Source organism: Arthrobacter cupressi, from assembly GCF_900099975.1.
Taxonomy (GTDB): domain Bacteria; phylum Actinomycetota; class Actinomycetes; order Actinomycetales; family Micrococcaceae; genus Arthrobacter; species Arthrobacter cupressi.
Map to the genome: position 1 here is coordinate 13,448 of NZ_FNEI01000018.1, position 18,080 is coordinate 31,527.

General features: G+C 68.1%; 18 protein-coding genes. 7 read left to right on the forward strand and 11 right to left on the reverse strand.

Annotated features, from left to right (window positions below):
* Positions 1 to 5: 5 nt before the first annotated feature.
* Positions 6 to 650 (reverse strand): LysE family translocator, encoded by a 645-nt coding sequence (locus BLP88_RS16795; protein ID WP_074591100.1) that lies wholly within the window; start codon positions 648 to 650, stop codon positions 6 to 8.
* Between the two features lie 115 nt (positions 651 to 765).
* Here BLP88_RS16795 and BLP88_RS16800 point away from each other — a divergent pair, with 115 nt between their 5' ends.
* Complete coding sequence (locus BLP88_RS16800) at positions 766 to 1,221, forward strand: Lrp/AsnC family transcriptional regulator (RefSeq protein WP_074591101.1); 456 nt, start codon at positions 766 to 768, stop codon at positions 1,219 to 1,221.
* 15 nt (positions 1,222 to 1,236) lie between these two features.
* Here the strand turns inward: BLP88_RS16800 and BLP88_RS16805 are convergent, their stop codons facing one another.
* From BLP88_RS16805 to BLP88_RS16815, 3 genes are all read right to left on the reverse strand, one after another.
* A complete protein-coding gene (locus tag BLP88_RS16805; protein ID WP_074591103.1) occupies positions 1,237 to 1,875 on the reverse strand; it encodes a hypothetical protein in 639 nt (212 codons plus the stop codon).
* A complete protein-coding gene (locus BLP88_RS16810) occupies positions 1,872 to 3,353 on the reverse strand; it encodes a WXG100 family type VII secretion target (protein ID WP_074591105.1) in 1,482 nt (493 codons plus the stop codon). Before BLP88_RS16810 ends, BLP88_RS16805 begins: the two co-directional genes overlap by 4 nt.
* Before the next feature lie 132 nt (positions 3,354 to 3,485).
* Positions 3,486 to 3,953, reverse strand: a complete 468-nt coding sequence (locus tag BLP88_RS16815; RefSeq protein ID WP_074591107.1) for an Lrp/AsnC family transcriptional regulator — start codon at positions 3,951 to 3,953, stop codon at positions 3,486 to 3,488.
* Positions 3,954 to 4,311: 358 nt separating this feature from the next.
* On the opposite strand from BLP88_RS16815, the gene gluQRS reads away from it, so the two are divergent.
* Together gluQRS and BLP88_RS16825 are read left to right on the forward strand one after the other, a co-directional pair.
* Complete coding sequence (gene gluQRS, locus BLP88_RS16820) at positions 4,312 to 5,229, forward strand: tRNA glutamyl-Q(34) synthetase GluQRS (protein WP_074591108.1); 918 nt, start codon at positions 4,312 to 4,314, stop codon at positions 5,227 to 5,229.
* A complete protein-coding gene (locus BLP88_RS16825; protein WP_074591110.1) occupies positions 5,229 to 6,386 on the forward strand; it encodes a serine hydrolase domain-containing protein in 1,158 nt (385 codons plus the stop codon). Before gluQRS ends, BLP88_RS16825 begins: the two co-directional genes overlap by 1 nt.
* 22 nt (positions 6,387 to 6,408) lie before the next feature.
* Here the strand turns inward: BLP88_RS16825 and BLP88_RS16830 are convergent, their stop codons facing one another.
* From BLP88_RS16830 to BLP88_RS16860, 7 genes are all read right to left on the reverse strand, one after another.
* On the reverse strand, positions 6,409 to 7,602 hold the full coding sequence (locus BLP88_RS16830; RefSeq protein ID WP_074591111.1) for a type II toxin-antitoxin system HipA family toxin: 1,194 nt from the start codon (positions 7,600 to 7,602) through the stop codon (positions 6,409 to 6,411).
* Complete coding sequence (locus tag BLP88_RS16835) at positions 7,599 to 7,853, reverse strand: helix-turn-helix transcriptional regulator (protein WP_074591113.1); 255 nt, start codon at positions 7,851 to 7,853, stop codon at positions 7,599 to 7,601. Before BLP88_RS16835 ends, BLP88_RS16830 begins: the two co-directional genes overlap by 4 nt.
* Before the next feature lie 127 nt (positions 7,854 to 7,980).
* Positions 7,981 to 9,255 carry an NYN domain-containing protein gene (locus tag BLP88_RS16840; protein ID WP_074591115.1) on the reverse strand — a complete coding sequence of 425 codons (1,275 nt, stop codon included), beginning with the start codon at positions 9,253 to 9,255 and terminating at the stop codon, positions 7,981 to 7,983.
* Between the two features lie 141 nt (positions 9,256 to 9,396).
* Positions 9,397 to 10,641 carry a low temperature requirement protein A gene (locus BLP88_RS16845; protein ID WP_074591117.1) on the reverse strand — a complete coding sequence of 415 codons (1,245 nt, stop codon included), beginning with the start codon at positions 10,639 to 10,641 and terminating at the stop codon, positions 9,397 to 9,399.
* A 103-nt stretch (positions 10,642 to 10,744) separates the two neighbouring features.
* Positions 10,745 to 12,157 carry an ATP-binding protein gene (locus BLP88_RS16850; protein ID WP_074591118.1) on the reverse strand — a complete coding sequence of 471 codons (1,413 nt, stop codon included), beginning with the start codon at positions 12,155 to 12,157 and terminating at the stop codon, positions 10,745 to 10,747.
* Between the two features lie 174 nt (positions 12,158 to 12,331).
* Complete coding sequence (locus BLP88_RS16855) at positions 12,332 to 13,081, reverse strand: SDR family NAD(P)-dependent oxidoreductase (protein ID WP_074591120.1); 750 nt, start codon at positions 13,079 to 13,081, stop codon at positions 12,332 to 12,334.
* Between the two features lie 8 nt (positions 13,082 to 13,089).
* The gene (locus tag BLP88_RS16860; protein WP_074591192.1) at positions 13,090 to 14,004 is read right to left on the reverse strand and encodes a fumarylacetoacetate hydrolase family protein; all 915 of its coding nucleotides are present in this window, start codon (positions 14,002 to 14,004) and stop codon (positions 13,090 to 13,092) included.
* Positions 14,005 to 14,174: 170 nt separating this feature from the next.
* On the opposite strand from BLP88_RS16860, the gene BLP88_RS16865 reads away from it, so the two are divergent.
* The 4 genes from BLP88_RS16865 to BLP88_RS16880 are packed head-to-tail and all read left to right on the forward strand — an operon-like array spanning position 14,175 to position 18,072.
* Entirely contained in the window at positions 14,175 to 15,515 is a 1,341-nt protein-coding gene (locus BLP88_RS16865; protein WP_074591122.1) for an L-fuconate dehydratase, read from the forward strand.
* A 10-nt stretch (positions 15,516 to 15,525) separates the two neighbouring features.
* On the forward strand, positions 15,526 to 16,812 hold the full coding sequence (locus BLP88_RS16870; RefSeq protein ID WP_074591123.1) for an alpha-L-fucosidase: 1,287 nt from the start codon (positions 15,526 to 15,528) through the stop codon (positions 16,810 to 16,812).
* Complete coding sequence (locus BLP88_RS16875; RefSeq protein ID WP_074591125.1) at positions 16,805 to 17,119, forward strand: L-rhamnose mutarotase; 315 nt, start codon at positions 16,805 to 16,807, stop codon at positions 17,117 to 17,119. The genes BLP88_RS16870 and BLP88_RS16875 overlap by 8 nt, the downstream gene beginning before the upstream one ends.
* Positions 17,116 to 18,072: an aldo/keto reductase gene (locus BLP88_RS16880; protein ID WP_245679908.1), complete on the forward strand. Its 957-nt coding sequence runs from the start codon at positions 17,116 to 17,118 to the stop codon at positions 18,070 to 18,072. The genes BLP88_RS16875 and BLP88_RS16880 overlap by 4 nt, the downstream gene beginning before the upstream one ends.
* Positions 18,073 to 18,080: the final 8 nt, after the last annotated feature.

An 18,080-nucleotide genomic window follows, 5' to 3' on the forward strand; every position in this document is an offset into this window, starting at 1 on the left:
CGGGCCTATAGAATCCGGGCCGCCAGCGGAACAAGCTGCTCGGCCAGCAGCGCGACGCCGAGGCCCACCATGATGACGCCGCTCGCCAGCGTCACCACCCGGGCCGCGGCGGGCCGCGAATGCAGCAGCTTGCGGGACGCCAGCGCGACGGCGGTGTACACGAGGCCCGCCAGCAGCACGAAGGTCAGGCCCAGCAGCCCCGACTGCACCGGAACCGGCAGTGCGGCGTCCGGGCTGACGAACTGCGGCACCAGCGCCAGGAAGAACAGCAGGCCCTTGGGGTTGATGCCGCTGGTGCCCATGCCCAGCAGGAAGCTGCGGAGTTGGTTGGCGGACTGCCCGACGGCGTCATCCGCGCTGAAGCGCGCACCCCGCCAGGAGCGGAGCGTGCTGATGCCCAGCCACAGCAGGTACGCCGCGCCGGCCACCGTCAACCAGCCGAGGAGCCCCGGAACGCCGGCCAGCAGGGCTGCCAGGCCGAGCGCCATCAGGAGGGTGTGGACCACATAGCCGCTGCACAGCCCGGCCACCGCGGGGATGAAGCTGCGTTGCCGCAGCCCCGCCGAAATCGAGTACGCCCAGTCCACGCCCGGAGTGCAGGCCAGGGTGACCGCGACGATCGTGAAGGCAAGGAAGAGCTGGGGGTTCATGGTGGCTCCTGGGTTGTTCCGCCGGATTGATCCGGTAGGAAAACCTTAGGGAAAAACGGCCCATAAGTGTTCGCGTTTTTATCCGGCTAACCTGCCATTTGAGTAAGATATTTGCGTGATCGACGGAATCGACAGAACAATTTTGCGCCACCTTAAAGATGACGGCCGGATGACTGCCACGGCTCTCGCCTCGAAGGTGGGATTGACGGTGGCTCCGTGCCACCGCAGGCTGCGCGAGCTGGAGACCTCCGGGGTCATCCGCGGTTACCGGGCGGACATCGATCCGGCCGCGATCGGCCTCGGCTTCGAGGCGATCGTGTTCGTCACCCTGGCGAAGGTGGAGCGCAGCATCATGTCCGATTTCGAGGAACGCGTGGCGGCCCTGCCCAACATCGTCGAAGCCCAGCGGCTGTTCGGCTCGCCGGACTATCTGCTCCGCGTGATCGCGGCGGACCTGCCGGCGTACCAGCGGTTCTACGACGAACAGCTCACGGTGCTTCCCGCCGTCGAGCGCTTGACCTCAACGCTGGTGATGAAGAACCTCAAGAGCAACGCGGGTCCGCCGGTCTAAGTTGACCGGCCCCGGCTATTCGACGGGCCGGACGTGCACGATGATGACCTGCACGTCCTTGCCGCCGTCATAGCGAAGGTCGTAGTTCACCTCGAGTCCCATGCTGGTGCCGCTGGCCAGGGAGAAATCGCTCTTCATTCCGGGGTCGGCGCTCGCCGAGCTGATCCAGCCTTCGGCGGAATCGGCGTCGATCCCGTACTTCCGGACGCCGTCGCGGATCAGGGCGAAGAGCTCCTCCGGGGAGTCCGCCGTGAGGAAGTAGGTGACCTCGCTGAAGTCGGGCTGGATATTGGTGGTGTTGAAACGGATCCGGTCCGTCTGCCCGCCGATTTCCCCGGACGGTCCCACGATGGTGAGGTCGATCTTGCCTTCGTCCCGGGTGTTGATTTCCGGCCCGTAGCTGCTGTCCGAGACGCCGACGGCGGACTTCAGCAGCTTGCCGCTGCTCAGGTCCAGCCGGGCGCGGAGTTCGCTGCGGATCCTTTCGACGCCGGCGGTGTCCAGGGTGGAGAAGTCGGAGGTGTTCACGGTGCTCCCTTGCGAGGTTTGTGGCGTCTGGGCAGGTGTGGCGGATCCGGGGAGTTGGCAGGCGGCGAGGGTGAGGCAGGCGGCTGCGGTCAGGGCTGCTGCGGCGAGGCGCACTGTTGTGTTCACTGGTGCACCTCCACGTCGAAGCCGGAAAGGAAGCGCCCTGTGATGTCCGGGATGTTGTTCAGGGGGCGGTGCTCCTCGACGCGGCCGTTGAAGTCCGAGGCGATGATGTCCCGCGCCCGCTCCGGGTCTGTGGCGAGCAGGTCCTGATAGGCCGGCAGGGTGTCCTGGCTGATGAGCGCCCAGCGGGAATCGGCGTCGGCGATGTTCCCGTCCGGGAAACCGGTGGTGAAATCGGTGCGGAACTGAAGCGGGTTGTCCCAGCCTGTGACCGGCACTTTCTCCGGGCCGGGGCTTTCCACGCTGTAGGTGTAGGGGAACACCTCCGGGAAGCTCCTGGCGCCGGGGATGGAGGGCTCACCGGCCAGGGTGACCATGTACGTGACCGCCTCGCCGCCGGGGTGGTTCTTCATGTTGACGTAGTCGTCGGCGATGATCTCGTTCTGTTCGCGGTACAGGAGGGTAGTGTTGCCCTTCTGGATTTCGGCGGGGTCGCCGGAATCGATCTGCGCCCAGGCCTGGGCGGTGCCCGAATCGATCGCACCCGAATCCCGCAGCCGGTTGATCTCCTCGATGCCGCCGTTCATGTAGGCCTCGTGCTGGCGGGCCTGGTCGAGGAAGATCTCCTTGTTCATGTCCAGCATGGAGGTTTCGTAGAACTTGATCTCCTGGTCCGTCATCCCGGCGAGCTGCTCAAGCTGGTCCAGGACGGGCAGGGGAACGTCGGACACCGGATTGTTGGTGATTTGCTGCGCGAGATCCCGCATCAACGCCATGTCCTTGAACCCGCCGGCGAAGGACGGCCCGATCATGTTGGCCATCCCGGCCCACTGCAGGTCCGGATTCTCGAGGTAGGCCCGGCCGTAGTAGTCGTAGACCTTCTTGATGGTCTCCCAGTTGTACTCGGTGCCTTTGGAGGTGTCCCAGGTGGCCGGGTCAATGCCCATTTCGCGCATGGCCTGCTGGTTCCAGTAGTCGCTCAGGAAGTCGGCGTACTCCGGGGAGCGTTTGTCGATCAGGCCCGAATCGGCGGCGGCATCCATGGCCGCCTTCGCAGCCTCGGGATTCTCCAGCGCCCACTGCTTGAATTCGTCGCTGGCGAGGTAGGCCTTCCGTTCGGCCGGCGTCATGCCCTCGAGCTTGTTCGTCAGCTCGTCGGCCTGGCCGCCCGGCCCTCCCGGCCCGCCGCCTTGGTTGCCTGAACCACTGCTGCCGGTGCTTGCCTTGTCCTGTTCGTCCGCGTTCTTCAGCAGCGCCTTGCTCGCCGCCTCCATCTGGCCCGCGGCCTTCTTGAGCGCGGGAAGATGCGCGGAACTCCAGTCGCTGCGGAAGCGCTCGCCGTCCGTCCCGTGCCAGCCGGTGCCGGACAAAGTGCCACTCAGTTGCTGGCCCAGCACCGAGAGCTTGTGCGCACTGCCGGCCATGGTCTTGGCCAGCTGGCGCAGCTGCGAAACATCGGCGCCGTAGAAAGTTCCGGACATGATCCCCCCGAGTTAATGCTGCAAATTCCGCCAGCCGTTCCGGCTCTGCCGATCCTACGTGGCCGTGCACGTCCCGGCGATGGGGAGGACTGCCCGCTGGGGAGGAATCTCGACGCCGGAGCGCAGCCGGGATCAGCCCCGGAGCAGCCCGGTGGTGCGGTAGGGAATCACTTCACGCAGGAACATGCTGGTGGAGGTGCGCACGATGCCCGGGCAGAGCCGGATTTCCTCGGACACACGATAGAGATCGTCCGGGCTGGTGGCCACTACGCGGATGATGAGGTCGGTGTCGCCGGCTGGGGCATGGCACTCCAGGACCTCGGGAATGTCCCGCAGCGCCGCGATGGCTTCGTTCAGCCGGTGCTGGTCCAGCTCCGCGCTCACCGCCGCCGCCACCCCGCGGCCAAGCGCGGCGGGCAGCACCCGGCTGCTGTTGGGCCGCAGCGCGCCGGACTCGGACATCCGCTCCAGCCGCGACTGCACGGTGCCCCGGGCCAGGCCCAGGCGCTGGGCGAGCACCATGACCGGAAGCCGGGGATCGTCGTCGAGCGCGGCAAGGATCCGCTTGTCCGTGGCGTCCAATTTCTGCAAAGTGACCATCACCTGTCTGAGCCCTGCTGCCCGATTGGTCAGATTGACCAGTCGGCATTCGATCCGTTGCGCCAACTGTAGTCTCTCTGCTCGAATAGTGGCAGCAAAGGGAAGCGGCCACCGCCGCGGACCCACCCGGCAACGGCAACCCCGGCACACCACCCGGAACCCGCACCACCGTCCCGCAAGGACGCCGCCGCTGATTGACTCTTGTTCACACCAACGTCAGTCTCCACAAAGCCGGTCCGCCGGCACCACCATAAGAGCCCCTGAGCCACCGACCCTGCCGGTAGCTGAGGGGCTCTTGTGCTGCCGTGGCGAGTCCCGACGTCGAGCTTCTGTCGGTGCTGCAGATTACGCTGGGTCCATGACAGCAGCCGGCCGCTTCGCTCCCAGTCCTTCCGGTGAACTGCACGTCGGCAACCTCCGCACCGCTATCCTGGCGTGGCTGTTCGCGCGGTCCACCGGCCGGCGCTTCCTGCTGCGCGTCGAGGATTTGGACCGTGCCCGGGCGGGGGCCGAGGAAGTGCAATTGCGGGACCTCGAAGCCATCGGCATCGACTGGGACGGCGCAGTGGTGCGCCAGACGGAGCGCGCGCAGTTGTACGCGGAAGCCATCCGCCGCCTGGACGACGCCGGGCTCACCTATGAATGCTTCTGTACGCGCCGCGAAATCCAGGACGCCCCTTCTGCCCCGCACGCCCCGCAGGGTGCCTACCCTGGGACCTGCCGGCGGCTCACCCCCGAGGAGCGCGCGCTCCGGCGGGCCAGCCGTCCCGCCGCCACCCGGCTCCGCGCCGCCGTCAGTGAGTGGACGGTCGAGGACGAACTGCACGGCCGCTACTTGGGCACTGTGGACGATTTCGTCCTCCGACGCAACGACGGCGTCACCGCCTACAACCTGGCCGTGGTGGTGGACGACGCCGAACAGGGCATCGACCAAGTGGTCCGCGGTGACGACCTCCTGTCCTCCGCGCCCCGGCAGGCGTACCTCGCCTCGCTGCTCGGACTGCAGGTGCCGCAATACGCCCATGTTCCCCTGGTGGTGAACCACGACGGCGCCCGGCTGGCCAAGCGGGACGGTGCAGTCACGCTGGCGGACCTCGGCGCCGTCGGGATTTCCGCGGAAGAGGTGCGGGGGCTGATCATGGCCTCCCTCGGCCTGCCCGGTGACCTCAAGGAGGCGCTCGCAGTATTCGACCCCGCCGCGCTGCCACGGGAACCATGGGTCTGGGACACCGCGCTCGCCATGCCCGGCGTAGCGGGCGGGAATAGGCTGAACTGATGCAAGCACTGACAGTCGCCCCGGGATTCGAAGCCGTCGCGGAGGTTTTTGGCCGCTACCTCGACGAGGACGCGGAGTATTCAGCCCAGCTGGCCGCCTACCACCGCGGCGTGAAAGTCTTGGACCTCAGCGGCGGTCCGCACATCCGGCCCGGCTCCATGACCGGCGTGTTCTCCTGCTCCAAGGGCATGGCGGGCCTGGTCATCGCCTTGCTGGTGCAGGACGGTGTCCTCGATCTCGATGCCGAGGTGGTCAAGTACTGGCCCGAATTCGGTGCCCAGGGGAAATCCGGCATCACCGTGGTGCAGTTGCTTTCGCACCAGGCCGGGCTGCTGGGCGCCGAAGGCGGGCTCTCCCTCGAGGAATGCAACCACTCCGAACGGGCGGCGGCCAGGCTCGCCGCCCTCCCGCCGATCTGGAAACCGGGAGCGGCCTTCGGCTACCACGCCCTGACGATCGGCGTGTTCATGGAGGAACTCTGCCGCAGGATCACCGGGAGTACGCTGCAGGAAATCTTCGAGCAGCGGATCCGCGCGGTGGCGGACGCGGATTTCTTCCTCGGACTGCCTGACGCCGAGGAGCCGCGCTACGCCACGCTCCGCTGGATGGCCGATCCCCGCAGGCCGTGGATGGACCCGGCCAGCCACGCCGGCCTCGCCGCCAACGCCGGGACCGCGGAGATCCTGGACCTGCCCAATATCCGGGAGGTCCGCGCCGCCGGACTGAGCTCCGTGGCCGGCGTGGCCAGCGCGGAAGGCATGGCCCGGGTCTATGCAGCCGCTCTGACCGGGTTGGAAGCGGATGCCGGACTGGTGCCGGTCGGCGCCGCCGGCGGCGCGGGACCTCCCGCCGTCGCGCCCCTGCTCAGCGAGGAAACCATCCGGGCCGTCTCGGCCGAGCAGGTGTTCGGGATCGACCGGGTGTTCGGCGACACCGGCTGCTTCGCCACCGTCTTCATGAAGCCCCACGCCAGGATGCCGTTCGGCAGCTACCGGGCCTTCGGGCACGACGGCGCCGGCGGAGCCCTCGGGTACGCGGACCCGGTGTACGGGCTGGGCTTCGGCTACGTGCCGCAGCAGGCCGAGCCCGGCGGCATCGGCTGCAGGAACTTCGAGCTGAGCGCCGCGGTGCGGCAGGCGGTGTCGGAGCTGGGCTGACGCCCCTTGGCCACCGCCCGGTTCAGCCCTCCAGCAGGCGGCGCCGGTGCCGGAGTTCCTTGATCCAGTCCCTGGTCTGCATCGCGGCGAACGGCGAGGCGCCGCCGTCGAGGTCTTCAGCCAGCGGCCCGGAGGCTTTCAGCGCGAGGTCCAGCACCCTCAGTGCCGCGCGCTCCGGCAGGCCCAGGCGCTGGGCCCATGCCAGGAAATGCTTGCGCGAGATCCCACTCTTTTTGCCGCCGATGCCCAGGGCCAGAGTCTTGTCGCCGTAGACCACTGTGGAGGGGATGTCGTAGACGGGCGCGATGGTGTATTCACCGCGCACTGTCTGGACCATGGAGACGTTCTTGGCGTGCAGGTCGCCGTTGCCGGTGAGCCAGGCGAAAGCCAGCTGGAGGGCGAGGTTCCGCAGCGCGGGCAGCGGTGCGGCGCAGTGGGCGGCCAGTGCCGCGCACACCTCGCTATACGGAACGCTGTATTTGTCCGCCGGATACAGGCCGAGCACCTGGGCGCCGTCCTCGACGGCGAGCCGCACCGTTCCGCCGTCGCTCGTGGTGACCCGGTCGAAACGTTCCACGAGCAGCCCTGCCCGCCCCGCGACGTCGTGCACCAGCTGCACGCCGGCCGTCGGAATCCGCAGCCGCCGCGCGTAGCGGAACATCAGGAACTCGTTCTCCACCACGAAGGGGAACTCCGGGGCATTGAGCTTGAGGATGAACCGCTTGCCGGACTGGGCCACCGGAAGCGAAATCATGCCCGCCGACAACTTGTCCTGCACACCCGCCAGCGCCACCGGATCGATCAGTCCGGAGTCGCCCAGCAGGGCGTCGAAGTCCAGCGGCAGTTTCGGGTCCATCACGACGGCGGAGCCGCCTTCGGTGGGCGGCTCGCCGTGCGGGAGGGTCTGGACATCGCCCACGGCGTCGCCGCCGGCGGCCATGAGGAGCGCGAGTTCGTCGTCCGCGCTGGCTTTGACCGCGCGCCGGAGGGAGTTCAGGCGGCGGCCCTCGGGCAGCAGGCCGGTGAAGTAGGGCGGCACGGCGCCGCTGGGGGTGAAAACCGGCTCGGCGCTCAAAGGCAGGGTGGTCGCAACAGGCGGGCCGCCGGCGTCGAGATACTTCGGAAGGTAACTGAACAGCGTGCCGCCGGCATGCCGTTCGATGCGCCCGGCGAGGACGCCTTGCTTGTAGACGTCGGCGATCCGGTGGAAGGTCATTGCTGCCTGGCCTCTGGCGGCGGAGCGGTGGAAGTGGGGCCGGCGGTGGACACGTCCAGTTCCAGGCCAAGGGTACCCAGCACGGCCAGAAGCTGTTCAAGTTGAACGGTGGTCTTGCCCTGCTCGACGAAGCGGACGAAGCGTTCGGAGACTCCGGCGAGGTCGGCGACGTCGGCCTGGCTGAGGGACAGTGCGGCACGGCGGGAACGGACAGCGCTTCCCAGCGCCGTGCTGAAATCGCCGGGATCCATGGATGCTCCCTTCGCGGTTCCGGCACGTACGTGCCGATAGTGCCATCTTCGCCCCGGCATGCGGGGCGTGGCAAGGGGTTTTCCTGTGGAATCGGCACGTACGTGCCGGTGTCAGTCCTGCGCGGTGTCAATCCTCCGCGGAGGCCGTGGCCTCCGGCTTGGTCCGCTTGGGTTTGGCGCCTTGCTTCAGGAGGCCGCCGCTGGCCCAATGCCTCAGTTCCGCGACTTCCGACTCGTCGAACTCAAGGAGCGCCAGGCGGCAGACTTCCTCAACGTTCCGGGTCCACGCCTCCGCGAGGCTCATGGCAGTGGCTTCCTCCGTCAAAGCGTTTGCGTAGGTCAGGCCTTGGATGACGAAGTTCACCGCTGCCCGGGAGACGGCGTGGCCTGCGGCAACGCAGTGGTCACGGACCGCTCTGGTGAGTTCATTCCTGTTGGGCGGGTGCTGGCGCAGGACCGTCTCCATGGAGACGAACACCTGCCTGAACTGCGCCCTGGAAAGGGCGGGTACGTCGGTCACCCTAGTGACGTGCTCTTCGACGGCGGAACGTGCTTCTGCCTCCTGGGGAAGGTCCGCCTCGGAGAACCGCCGGGCGTCCCAGACCCAGCCGGGCGGCGGCGTCGGCGAATACTCGATCCCGTTCCCGAGCTGGGCGATCCACGCCCCGAACTTGCCGTGGCCGCCCCAGTCGGTCTTCAGCGAGGGTTCCGCCGTCAGGGCCCGGTGCGCTGCGACGGCTCCGGTGATTGGCCCCGCCGAGGAACGGACTAGGCTGGTGACCTCCTTGGCGGCGGCGCCCTTCCTCGGGGCCGGTGCGGGAACGCGGCCCTCGGCGCGGGGCAGGACACCGGCGCCGGCGTCAGCAGTTGATCCGGTGAGGATGGCGGCGAAATCGTTGGCCTCCACCACGTGGTCTGCCATTTCCCGGTAGGCAAAGGCCACAGGTCCGGCGGCGATCACGGTGGTGATGCGGTCGGCCGCACGGAACCGCGCGATCAATGACGTGAAGTCGGCATCGGCGGACGCGATCACGAACTCGTCGATGCCTACCGGCCCGGAAAGGACGTCCATGGCGTCCAGGACGAGGTTGATGTCGGTGCTGCTCTTGCCCCGTTGCGTCAGGGAAGGGCAGTCAATGACCCGGAAACCGGCCCTCGTCCAGTACACCCGGTACTTCGAGTAGATGACCGGATTCAGGTAGCAGTTGCGGATCAGGAACCGCCGGGAGGCATCGCGGCCGACTCCGTCCGCCAGGGCCGAGGTCCATTGTTTGGGGTCTTCGGCGAAGACCTTGGCGGCCGCCGGATCTACCGCTTGAAGGCCGGAATAGACGTTGTCGAAGTCAACGAACATCGCTGCGCGGATGCCCGGGCGCTGGATCTGGCTCGAAGGCACGATCATCCGCCCAGTTTTGCATTCCGGCGGTCAGGGGGCCAGAGGTTGGGAGGCAGGCGCCTGGGTCACCGGGTCGCCGGAGAGCTGCGGGGTCGCCGGAATTTTCCAGCGACCCGGCAGCGTTCCAGCGATTTCGCAGATGCGGGGTCAGCGCGCCGCTTCGGTGCCCAGCTTCTCGAGGGCCTTGGCCCGGCGCCGGTGGCCTGCCAGTTCGTCCTCGAGGATGGCCACGGCAGGGGCCAGCAGGATCACCAGCAGGCAGAAGGTCACCGGAACCCCGGCCGCGGCGAGGGCAACGGCGCCGGCAGCGGCAACCACCACCAGAGCCATGAGCAGGAGGTTGGTGCGGTTCAGGCCGAGCAGGCTGCCGTAGATCCAGGTGAGCGTGACTTTGAAGACCGCCACGGGGATGGCCACGCTCGCCACGGCGGCGGCCGCGCTGATGTGGGCTTCGTGGTCGATGTAGTAGGCCAGTACGTGCAGGCCGGCTCCGGTGGCGGCGATGGCAGCGAAGATGATCATGTGTCCGTAGCCGAAGGTGAAGGCCCGGTGGCGGCGGATGTGGAGGGCCCGGCCCGCCGGCAGGATGAAGTACACCCACCAGAGGGTGAAGGCGAGGCCGGTGCCGCCGAGGCCAACAAGGGCTGCATCCATGGTCCAGCCGTGGAGGGCGACAATCGAGCGAAGTGTCTCGATGGCACCGATCAGGCATTCGCCGAGGGCGATGATCGCCAGCAGCCCGTAGCGTTCGGCGATATGGTGCGCGTGCCACGGGGTCTTGGCTCTGCGCTCGGCGATCACCGGCACCAGCATCTCGGCCACGATCAGCGGCGCGTAAATCATCAATGTGGTGGGGAGGTCCGTCTTCACGAAGATCGCGGCCACCCAGCCCAGCTGGACCACGGCAAGGAGGCCGGCATACGTCAGGCAAATCTTGCGCCGCTGCGGATCCTGCCGGGCGGCCCGGAGCCACTGGACGATCAGGGCCACGCGCATCACCACGTAGCCGAGCACCAGGACCTCGTTGGTGACGTAGTCGCCCTCCAGCACCGAATGGAACATCGGCTCGATGCCCATGGCCAGGATGAGCACACCCACCATCTGCACCATGGTGACGATCCGGAAGATCCAGTCGTCGGTGTCGTAGGCGCTGGCGAACCAGGAGAAATTGATCCAGGCCCACAGCACGCCGAACATCGCGATGGCGAAGCCGATGATGCCCTCGACGGCGTGGTTCTCCGCCACGGCGTGCGCGAACTGGCCGCCGGCCACGCTGAAGGCGATGACGAAGGTCAGGTCAAAGAACAGTTCCAAAGGAGTGGCGGCGCGGTGTTGTTCATGCGGATCGCGGCCGCCCATCCGGGAGAGTGCATGGCGGAGGGGGTTGGACATGTCCAAAACAGTACCGACTGCAGCAACGCGGGGTCATTTACGGCCCATTCCGGGGCGGGACATGGGCCGTAACTGACCCCGCGTTGGGGCTTGGGCGTTGGGGTTAGACGCGGCCCAGTGCGTCGATGTCCTCAAGGAATTCCTCCTGGACTTCCTTGCTGACGGTGGTCTTGGTGTCCGCGATCGCGTCCAGGTAGTCCTGCGTGGTGGGTCCCTTCCGCCCGTTCGACGACGGCGCGTTCGACGACGGCCCGCTCGACGCCGGCCCGCTCGACGACGGCGCTGGGCTTGCCGACGACGCCGACCCGCCGCTGGCTGACCCGGCGCCGCTGGTGCCGCTCGCACCGGAGGCCGCGCCGCCGTCGTCGTACACTGCTTTCTCCAAGGCCCGCTGGGAGGCGCTGCGGGCAGCGAATTCGATGTCCGCGGGGGAGAAGCCCTCTGTGCGGTCCACCAGCAGGGCCACATCCACCGTGTCCACCACAGCGGCCGGGATGAAGCGCTGCCACATGGCCTCGCGGGCGTGGACATCCGGCAGGCCGATGGGGATGACGTAGTCGAAACGGCCGTGGCGCAGGAACGCCGAGTCCAGGGCCCGGATGAAGTTGGTCGCGCACACCAGTAGCCGGCCGGGCTGTTCCCGGAAGGCGGGGATGATCTTGAGGAGCTCGTTGGTGACGCCCTGCAGCGGCGACGGCGGGTCCCCGGCACGCTGGGCCGCGATCTCCTCCACCTCGTCGATGAACACCACGGCGTGCTCCAGCTCGGCGATCTCCAGGAACGTTTCGCGCAGGGCACCGGCCAGACCCTTGGGATCGGAAGCAAGGCGGGAGGGGAAGACCTCCACGAACGGCCATTCGAGCCGGGATGCGATGGCCTTGGCGAAGGTGGTCTTGCCGGTGCCGGGCGGGCCGAACAGCACCACCGCGCGCGGGGGCACCACGCCGAACTCATCGGCGAGGTCGGCCTCGGCCAGCGGCAGCACCAGGCGGCGCTCCAGCAATTCCTTCTCGCGGCGCATGCCTGCCACGTTTTCCCACAGGTCCCGGGCCAGGACCCGGCCGCCCAGCAGGCCCAGCGGCTCCAGTTCCTGTCGCTGCACCGGGATGGTCCGCTCGAAATAGCGCAGGTTCTTCTTCACCACGAAGCCGCGGCCCAGGAACGCCTCCACCCGGGTCTCGGATTCGGGCATCAGCGCGGAGAGCTTGTTGAGGCCGTGCGGTGCCATGCGGTTCTCGACGGCGGCCAGCAGCGAGGTGCCGATCCCGCGGCCGCGGAATTCGGGCAGGGTGGAGAGGAAGACGATCCAGCCCTGGTCATGTGCGGCGCGCCCGACGGCGGCTCCCACCAGCTGATCGCCCTGCACCGCCACCACGGCGTGGTCCTTCTGGCAGGAGGCGAGGACCTCGGAGAGCGCGTAGACGGGTTCGACACCGTCGGCCTTGAGTGATTCCCACAGGTGCAGGATGCCGTCGAGGTCGGACGAATGGAAGTCCCTGATGCGCCAGGTGGTCATGTGCTGCTCCTTGGTGGATCTCCGTTGATTACCTGGAACCGAGCATAGAGGGCGGCGGGGTTGCGGGGGCGTTGCGTTACGTCGGGCGCGCACGCCCTGCGCTCGCGGGGTCCATCCAGCGCTCGGTGTGCAAACTGCAAGCCGGGCACGAATCCGCGAGTGCGGCCAGGGGCCTTAGCCCACCGGGCGGAGCCGCAGCCCCTGCATGCCGCCGTCGATCGCCAGGGAGGTGCCCGACGTCGAACCCGACAGCGGGCTGGCGAGGTACGCGACGGCGCCGGCCACCTCCGCCGGATCCACCATCCGCCCGTGCGGCTGGCGGGCGTTGAGGGCGGCGCGTTCGGCGGCGGGGTCCGCGGCCGAATCCAGCAGCCGGCCCACCCACGGGGTGTCCACCGTGCCCGGGTTCACGCAGTTCACCCGGATGCCTTCGCGGATGTGGTCGGCAGCCATGGCGAGCGTCAAGGACAGGACCGCGCCCTTCGACGCCGAATACAGGGCACGCTGCGGCAGCCCCGCCGTCGCGGCGATGGAGCAGGTGTTCACTATGGCAGCAGCCGGGGATTCACGCAGGTAGGGCAGGGCGGCGCGGCTGACCCGCGCGATGCCCACCACATTGATGTCCAGCACCCGCAGCCATTCCTCGTCGGAATTCGCGGCAATATCCCCCTGCGCGCCGATGCCGGCGTTGTTGATTACCACGTCCAGGCGCCCGAACTCGCGGACCACGGCGTCGACGGCGGCGCGCACCGAGGCGTCGTCCGCAACATTGCATTCGACGCCGAAGTGCGGCGAGCCGGCAGGGTTGAGGTCCAGCACCGCCACCTTCGCTCCGCCCGCGGCGAGCCGGTCCGCGATGGCCGCGCCGATGCCGGAGGCGCCCCCCGTCACGAGCGCGGCCAGGCCCTCGAACTCGGTGCTCATTGACTTGTTCACCGGACTGCCGCGGGATCCCCCGCGGAGGTTGCAGTGATGGCGCCTGCTGCCCTGTAGAACTCCTGGCGCTGGCGGCCGAGCCCTTCGACCTCGAGTTCCACCACGTCGCCTGGCTGGATGAACTGGAAGCGGCCGGAGAGGGCCACGCCTTCGGGGGTGCCGGTGAGGATCACGTCGCCCGGCTCCAGCACCATGTACTGGCTGAGGTGGTGCACCACGGTAGCCGGATCGAAGATCATGTCCGAGGTGTTTGAATCCTGGCGGATCTCGCCGTTAACCCAGGTGCGCAGGTGGAGCTTGCCGGCATCCACCTGCTCGGCGGGGACCAGCCACGGGCCCAGGGGGCTGGACGCGGGCAGGGACTTGCCCTTGGTCCACTGGCCCGCGGCGCCGGGCAGCTGGTAGTCGCGTTCGGAAAGGTCGTTGGCCACCACGTAGCCGGCGATGTGCCCGGCTGCTTCCTCCACCGAGGAAAGGTAGGACGCTTCCTTGCCGATCACCACGCCCAGTTCAACTTCCCAGTCGTACTTTTCCGACGTCGGCGGGATGGGGGCGGCGTCGAAAGGCCCGGCAACGGTGTTGGACGGCTTCAGGAAAACCACCGGAACCTCGGGCGGGGTGGCGCCGGATTCCGCTGCGTGCGCGGTGTAGTTCAGTCCAATGCAGACCACTGATCCCGGTCGGGCGATGGGGGAGCCGATGCGCAGACCATCGGCGGGAACCTCGGGAAGTTCCCCGGATTCAAGGGCCTTCCGTGTGCGGGCAATGCCGTCTGCCGCGAGGAACGCCCCGTCGATGTCCCGGGTCAGGCCGGTGAGGCTGAAGTACTTCGCGGCGCCGTTGCCGTCTTCGACGATGACAGCCGGCTGCTCGTTTCCGGCTGCTCCCAGCCGGGCGAATTTCACGTTCATGTCTTCCTCCATGCTCAGCGTCATTGCTCCGAGCTTCAAGTGTGGTGTGTCCCCCATTCTTGCGGAAATGTGACCCATTGACAATGAAAACATCTGATGTTTAGGCTCGTCGTGGGTGGGCGGCCCCGCCAGCCTTCCGGGCCGTACGCGCCGCCTAAGCTAGGAGCACGATGAGCGTCATCACCGCCATGGAAATCCTCGACATCCGGTTCCCCACGTCCCGGGAACTGGACGGTTCGGACGCCATGAACCCGGACCCGGACTATTCGGCCGCGTACCTGATCCTGCGCACCGATGCGGAGGACGGCCACGAGGGTCACGGCTTCGTGTTCACCATCGGTCGCGGCAATGAGGTGGAGACCGCCGCCATTGCCGCCTTGCGCGAACACCTCCTCGGCCGGGACGCCGAGGAACTGCTGGCGGACATGGGCGCCGCCTGGAAACTGCTCGCCCACGATTCCCAGCTGCGCTGGCTCGGCCCGGAGAAGGGCGTCATGCACATGGCGATCGGCGCCGTCGTGAACGCACTTTGGGACCTGAAAGCCAAGCGCGCAGGCCTGCCGCTCTGGGAACTGCTGGCCAGCATGAGCCCGGAGGAAATCGTGTCCCTCGTGGACTTTCGCTACCTCAGCGACGCCCTCACCCCGGAGGACGCCCTCGGCATCCTGCGTGCCGCGGAGCCGGGCCGCACTGCGCGGCGCACAGAGCTCCTTGCCGAAGGCTATCCGGGATACACCACGACGCCGGGCTGGCTGGGCTATAGCGACAGCAAGCTTTCGCGCCTGGCCAAGGAAGCCGTGGCCGAGGGATTCACCCAGATCAAGCTCAAGGTGGGGGCGTCCCTGGAGGACGACATCCGACGAATCCGCACGGCGCGCGAAGCCGTGGGCCCGGACGTACGGATCGCCGTGGACGCGAACCAGCGCTGGGACGTCCAGGAAGCCATCGAGTGGATGCGCCACCTGGCCCCCTATGACGTGGCCTGGATCGAGGAACCCACCAGCCCGGACGACATCCTGGGCCATGCAGCCATCGCCCGGGGCGTGGCACCCATCCCGGTGGCCACCGGGGAACATGTCCAGAACCGGGTGGTGTTCAAGCAGATGCTGCAGGCCGGTTCGCTGCAGGTGCTCCAGCTCGATGCCGCCCGGGTGGCCGGCGTCAACGAGAACATCGCCATCCTGCTGCTGGCCGCGAAATTCGGCGTCCGGGTCTGCCCGCACGCCGGCGGGGTGGGACTGTGCGAAGCGGTCCAGCACCTGTCCATGTTCGACTTCGTGGCGGTGTCCGGAACCATGGAGGACCGCATGATCGAATTCGTCGACCACCTGCACGAACACTTCGTCACTCCCGTCGACGTCCACAGCGGCGCCTACTGGCCGCCGTCGGCTCCCGGCGCCGGAAACGAAATGCTCGCCGCCAGCCTGGCCGACTACCGTTACCCCGACGGACCGGTGTGGGCCGCCGAGGCAAATACAGCTGCCGCAAGCACCGCCGCCGTCGAGAGCTGAAGGAGAAGCCGTGATCCAGCACGCCCCGTGGTTCGAAGAGTCCCGCCTGGGCATGTTCGTGCACTGGGGGCTGTACTCCCTGGCGGCCCGGCACGAATGGGTGATGAACCGCGAAGAGATCACCGTGGAGGAGTACTCGAAGTACTTCCGCCGCTTCGACCCCGACCTCTACGATCCCCGCGAATGGGCCCTGGCCGCCCGGAACGCCGGGATGAAGTACGTCGTGCTGACCACCAAGCACCACGAAGGCTTCTGCCTCTGGGACTCGGCCCTCACCGACTACAAGGCCAGCAACACGCCGGCCGGCCGGGACCTCATTGCACCGTACGTGGACGCGCTGCGGGCCGAGGGCCTGAAGGTGGGCTTCTACTATTCGCTGATCGACTGGCACCACCCCGACTTCACCGTGGACTCCGTGCACCCGCAGCGGAACGCCGACGTCGGGACGCTGAACGAGGGCCGGGACATGGCCCGATACCGGGAATACCTGCACGGGCAGGTCCGCGAACTGCTGAGCAACTACGGCACCATCGACTACCTGTTCTTTGACTTCTCCTACCCTGACGGCATGGACGGCCACCCCGCCGGCGGCAAGGGCCGGGCCGACTGGGGCTCGGAAGAACTGCTGGCCATGGTTCGGGAACTGCAGCCCGGGATCGTGGTCAATGACCGCCTCGAGCTGCCGGGAGACTTCGTCACCCCGGAGCAGTACCAGCCGGCCGGTCCCATGATGTCCGACGGCGTCCCGCTCGCCTGGGAGGCGTGCCAGACACTCAACGGCAGCTGGGGCTACGACCGGGACAACCTCGACTACAAGAGCCCGGACCTCCTGGTCCGGATGCTGGTGGACGGGGTGTCCAAGGGCGGTAACCTGCTGCTGAACGTCGGCCCCACCGCCCGCGGCAGCTTGGACCCGCGGGCCGCCGAGTCCCTGGCGGGCATCGGCGAGTGGGTGCGGCTGCACGGCCGCTCCATCTACGGCGCCGGGCCGTCGTCCTGCGTTCCTCCCGCCGACGCCCGCTACACCCAGCGCGGCGACAGGCTGTACGTCCACCTGTTCGCCTGGCCGTTCGGCTTCGTGCACCTGCCCGGGCTGGCCGGCAAAGTGGAGTACGCCCAGCTGCTTAACGACGCCTCCGAACTCCGCCTCCAGGAGCCGGATCCGGAGCAGGAGGCCTATGCCACCACCCCCGGTGCCCAGCCCGCGGGGACACTGAGCGTCAAGCTGCCCGTCCAGCGGCCGCCGGTGGCCGTGCCCGTACTGGAACTGTTCCTCAAGGAGGACACTGATGCCTGAGACAATCGCCCTCCACACCCGGCTCAAGCCGGGCGCCGAGGACGCCTACGCCGACGCGCACGCCAACATCCCGCCGGAGTTGGTGACCGCCCTGAAGGACGCCGGTGTGCGGAACTGGCGGATCTGGCGCAGCTGCCTGGAACTGTTCCACCTCGTGGAGGTGGACGATTACCAGGCGATGCGCCGCGCGCTCGCCGACCATCCGGCCAATGTGCCGTGGCAGGCCCGGATGGCCAAGCTGCTCGCTGTGGAGGACGACTACTCCGGCACCGACTCCGGCATCCCGAAGGTCTGGGAACTGCCGTGAGCGCCGCCGTCACCGGAAAGCTCGGCAGGCTCGGCTTCGGCGGAGCCGGGATCGGCAACCTCTACAGCGCAATCCCCGACGGCGAAGCCCTCGCCACGGTCCTGGCCGCCTGGGACGCCGGCGTCCGCTATTTCGACACCGCTCCGCATTACGGCCTGGGCCTGTCCGAGCAGCGGCTGGGCGCCGTACTCCGGGATAAGCCACGGCAGGACTTTGTCATCTCCACCAAGGTGGGGCGGCGGCTCGAGCGGCAGGACGCCGCGGGGCACAAGGATCCCGAGGGCTTCGCCGTCCCTGCGGATGCCGTTCGCCGCTGGGACTTCAGTGAAAGAGGCATCCGGCAGAGCCTCGAGGATTCCCTCGAACGGCTGGGCCTCGACCGGGTGGACATTACCTACCTGCACGACCCCGATGCCTTCGACCTCGACGCCGGGATCCGGCAGGCCCTGCCAGTCCTGGAAAAGCTCCGCGGCGAGGGCCTCGTGGACGCGATCGGCGTCGGCACCAACTCTGCGGAGGCCGCGCTCGCCTGCGTCGAAGCGACGGACCTGGATCTCGTGATGCTGGCCGGCCGCTACACCCTGCTCGAGCAGCCCGGCGTTCCGCTGCTGGAGCGTTGCGTGGCGCGCGGCACCGGCGTCGTGGCCGTCGGCGCCTTCAACTCCGGACTCCTGGCCCGCCCCGAGGTCCCGGACGACGCGCACTACAACTACGGCCAGGCGCCGCGGGAAGTGTTGGACCGCGCCCGGGCGCTCGCGGCACTGTGCCGGGACTTCGGCGTCGAACTCCCGACGGCGGCCCTGCATTTTCCGCTGCGTCACCCCGCCGTGGTGAACGTGACGGTGGGGGCGCGCAGTGCCGGGCAGGTAGCCGCCAATGCGGAGCGGATGGACACCTCTGTGCCGGAGGAACTGTGGGCCGCCGTGGAGCGCTGGACGCCGGAGTCACCTTGACCGGCGGG

Bases quoted from the DNA above. Each gene is read 5' to 3' on its own strand.
- BLP88_RS16810 (WP_074591105.1), bottom strand. From the start codon at position 3,353: ATGTCCGGAACTTTCTACGGCGCCGATGTTTCGCAGCTGCGCCAGCTG.
- BLP88_RS16850 (WP_074591118.1), bottom strand. From the start codon at position 12,157: ATGACCACCTGGCGCATCAGGGACTTCCATTCGTCCGACCTCGACGGC.
- BLP88_RS16815 (WP_074591107.1), bottom strand. From the start codon at position 3,953: ATGGTCACTTTGCAGAAATTGGACGCCACGGACAAGCGGATCCTTGCC.
- BLP88_RS16825 (WP_074591110.1), top strand. From the start codon at position 5,229: ATGCAAGCACTGACAGTCGCCCCGGGATTCGAAGCCGTCGCGGAGGTT.
- BLP88_RS16855 (WP_074591120.1), bottom strand. From the start codon at position 13,081: ATGAGCACCGAGTTCGAGGGCCTGGCCGCGCTCGTGACGGGGGGCGCC.
- BLP88_RS16845 (WP_074591117.1), bottom strand. From the start codon at position 10,641: ATGTCCAACCCCCTCCGCCATGCACTCTCCCGGATGGGCGGCCGCGAT.
- BLP88_RS16795 (WP_074591100.1), bottom strand. From the start codon at position 650: ATGAACCCCCAGCTCTTCCTTGCCTTCACGATCGTCGCGGTCACCCTG.
- BLP88_RS16830 (WP_074591111.1), bottom strand. From the start codon at position 7,602: ATGACCTTCCACCGGATCGCCGACGTCTACAAGCAAGGCGTCCTCGCC.
- BLP88_RS16865 (WP_074591122.1), top strand. From the start codon at position 14,175: ATGAGCGTCATCACCGCCATGGAAATCCTCGACATCCGGTTCCCCACG.
- BLP88_RS16840 (WP_074591115.1), bottom strand. From the start codon at position 9,255: ATGATCGTGCCTTCGAGCCAGATCCAGCGCCCGGGCATCCGCGCAGCG.
- BLP88_RS16860 (WP_074591192.1), bottom strand. From the start codon at position 14,004: ATGAACGTGAAATTCGCCCGGCTGGGAGCAGCCGGAAACGAGCAGCCG.
- gluQRS (WP_074591108.1), top strand. From the start codon at position 4,312: ATGACAGCAGCCGGCCGCTTCGCTCCCAGTCCTTCCGGTGAACTGCAC.
- BLP88_RS16835 (WP_074591113.1), bottom strand. From the start codon at position 7,853: ATGGATCCCGGCGATTTCAGCACGGCGCTGGGAAGCGCTGTCCGTTCC.
- BLP88_RS16875 (WP_074591125.1), top strand. From the start codon at position 16,805: ATGCCTGAGACAATCGCCCTCCACACCCGGCTCAAGCCGGGCGCCGAG.